This window comes from Thiolapillus sp. (genome assembly GCF_048562965.1).
GTDB classification, from domain to species: domain Bacteria; phylum Pseudomonadota; class Gammaproteobacteria; order Chromatiales; family Chromatiaceae; genus Thiolapillus; species Thiolapillus brandeum_A.
Map to the genome: position 1 here is coordinate 1 of NZ_JBHNMF010000478.1, position 2,551 is coordinate 2,551.

The 2,551-nt window shown below is 52.7% G+C and carries 3 protein-coding genes and 1 pseudogene; 1 reads left to right on the forward strand and 3 read right to left on the reverse strand.

What is annotated here, in order from left to right:
• A pseudogene (locus tag ACOCD2_RS16590) lies at window positions 1-188 on the forward strand (IS30 family transposase); the annotation flags it as partial.
• Between the two features lie 237 nt (window positions 189-425).
• Here ACOCD2_RS16590 and vapC read toward each other — a convergent pair.
• From vapC to ACOCD2_RS16605, 3 genes are all read right to left on the reverse strand, one after another.
• Window positions 426-824: a type II toxin-antitoxin system tRNA(fMet)-specific endonuclease VapC gene (gene vapC / locus ACOCD2_RS16595; RefSeq protein WP_293649230.1), complete on the reverse strand. Its 399-nt coding sequence runs from the start codon at window positions 822-824 to the stop codon at window positions 426-428.
• Complete coding sequence (gene vapB / locus ACOCD2_RS16600) at window positions 824-1,054, reverse strand: type II toxin-antitoxin system VapB family antitoxin (RefSeq protein WP_293649233.1); 231 nt, start codon at window positions 1,052-1,054, stop codon at window positions 824-826. The genes vapC and vapB overlap by 1 nt, the downstream gene beginning before the upstream one ends.
• Before the next feature lie 207 nt (window positions 1,055-1,261).
• On the reverse strand, window positions 1,262-2,551 hold a 1,290-nt coding region (locus ACOCD2_RS16605; protein WP_293649235.1), incomplete at its 5' end, for a DEAD/DEAH box helicase.

Sequence of the window (2,551 nt, forward strand, 5' to 3'; positions counted from 1 at the left end):
TGATCCGGCAGTACTTCCCGAAGGGGACGGACTTCGATCAGGTGACTGACGAGGAGATCGCGGCAGTAGAACGCAAGCTGAACATGAGGCCAAGGAAGCGACTGGGCTACAGGGCGCCGATCGAGGTGTTCTGTGAAGGACTACACCGGCAGGACGCCGCATCGGGTGGTGTTGCGGTTATTGGTTGAATTCGGGTCCGGATGAAATAGACGAATGATTGACAAATATTTTTGAAATAGACATTGTGTCCTCAGACAAAGGGGGTGCTTCGGTCTATTCACTCTTTCTCTTGGAATCATGGCCAAAAAAGTGGCGTCCATTCAAGAGGTTAATAAAGACTCAAAATGACTTATTTGCTTGGTCGTCCAGGTATGGACAAACCAAGAATAGTAGAAAATCGATGTTTAGCTGCCCCAACACTATCGCTAGATCCAATTCTCAAGGCGCACGCCTTCTACACGCCTGAACTCCTGGATATTGTTTGTGACAACGATCAGCCCTAGTGACCGGGCGTGGCCGGCAATCATTTGGTCGTAAGGCCCAATCGGTGTGCCTTGCGCAGCCAGCTCAGCCCTGATTTGGCCGGTATGTATTGCAGCGCCTTCTTCATAGGGCAGAATATCCAGCCGGGCGGCAAATCCTTCCAAGACACGCAGATTACGTTCCAGATCAACAGAGCGCTCCGCGCCATAGACCAGTTCCATGTAGGTAATACTGGAAATACACATCTGCCCATCGTGCTTTCGGAATGCTTCACGAACCGTTTGGGGGCGGTTCTTCATTGTGTAGATCACGATATTGGTATCCAGCATGTACTTGAGCATCAGAGGCTTTCTCGACCCTGATCACGAGGCTGCTCACGCTGCACCATAAAATCATCAGTCACGCCTTCACCATCGAACCAGCTATCCCAGCCTTCCCCTTCGGGTACAATCAAACGAGCCCGACCCAATGGAATAATGTTGACCCGTTTTACCGAATCAGGCAGCGCAACCGGCTTTGGTAAACGGACGGCCTGCGATGTATTGCTTTTGAAAACAGAAGCGCTTAGCATTGTCTAACCTCAAGGATATACCACAAGTATATCCATTATAGGTTGGCGCGTGTATATGTCAAACGTATATCCCTGATTCAAGCATCATACACCTCGCCTTTTCTTGGAATGAAGAATAAAAAATACCTTCTATTCAGGGTGTTAGTAGAATCTCAATGATTTTCGGGGTCGTCCAGTCGATTCTGCTGTATTTTTTTCGGAGCATCGCTACTTCTTCATCAAAATACGACTGAACTGGTTGTCACTTGAGCTTGTCAGTAACAATCCTTCCTGCGCGCGCGTCATCCCAACATACAAAAGACGCGCATCTTCGGCGGTTTTCTGTTCATCCACGCCGAGCAATCCCAGGCCAATGAGAATAACTCGTCGAAACTCGAGCCCCTTGCTGCTGTGGATGGTCAGTACCGTAACCCGCTCGGCTTCGGGATCATAGGCGGCCTTGTATTTCCTGGCCCCCAGCCAAAGCGTGTCGATGCCCGCCCTTTGCAGTGCCACCGCCATGTTCTTTCCGTATTCACCCCGGGGGTAAAGAACGCCGATATCATGAAGTTTTACGCCTTCATTGTGCCATTTGCGAATACAGGCCAGCGCAAAGCTGATCTCTTCAACCGGGCTGTCCAAACGCTTCAGCACCGGCTCGGGGCCGGATGCGCCTGCCGCTTCGGGTTCCACCAGGGGAATATGATCTTCATCCGCCTTCTGCGGGTCCAGGTAGTGACGCGCGAAGTCATAGGCATAACGCAATATCTCGCGGGTGTTGCGGTAGTTGAGGCGCAAAATGGTGGTTCGCCCCTGGGCCTGGATGCCAACGCTGCTCAGGGAAAACCCCAGGCCGGATTTCTTCTTGTAGATCGACTGGGCGTCGTCGTACAGCAACAACAGGGAATTGGTCTGGGGATCGATCATCTGCGTGACCAGCTTCAGCCACTCCGGCTCGAAGTCGTGGCCTTCATCGATCAGCAACGCACCGTACTGGGCGCGGGGTATATGCCCTTTGTCCACCGCATGGATAACTGTCTCGACCTGGCGTTCCCACACCGGCTTTTCGGATTCCATCAAGGGAACATGATATGTCTTGAGTTGCTGGGAACACCAGTCGTGAAAATGATAGATCTGGACCTTGGTGCCGATGCCCTTGAACGAGATGAAGGAGCGCAGGCGCGCCGCCAGGGTGATGTTGAAGCACAACACCAGAATCGGTTTGGCCACCGCCTCGGCAAGATGCAGGCAACGATAGCCCAGGATCAGAGTCTTGCCCGAGCCGGCCACGCCATGAATCACGCGATGCCCCTGGCCCAGGCTGCGCGCCAGCTGCTCCTGCTGGATATCCATGATCTTTATGATATCGGGCAGCGTCTGTTCAGCGTCGTCATCCGCGCCTCCGTCCTCATCGAAAAGATCGCCTGCCGTCCCCTGCTCTATTCTTATCTCAGGAAATAAGTGCCAGCGGATGCGGTTTATCTGGGGCAGCGTGAGTTTTCCCCCGAACTGATAATT

Bases quoted from the DNA above. Each gene is read 5' to 3' on its own strand.
- vapC (WP_293649230.1), bottom strand. From the start codon at position 824: ATGCTCAAGTACATGCTGGATACCAATATCGTGATCTACACAATGAAG.
- vapB (WP_293649233.1), bottom strand. From the start codon at position 1,054: ATGCTAAGCGCTTCTGTTTTCAAAAGCAATACATCGCAGGCCGTCCGT.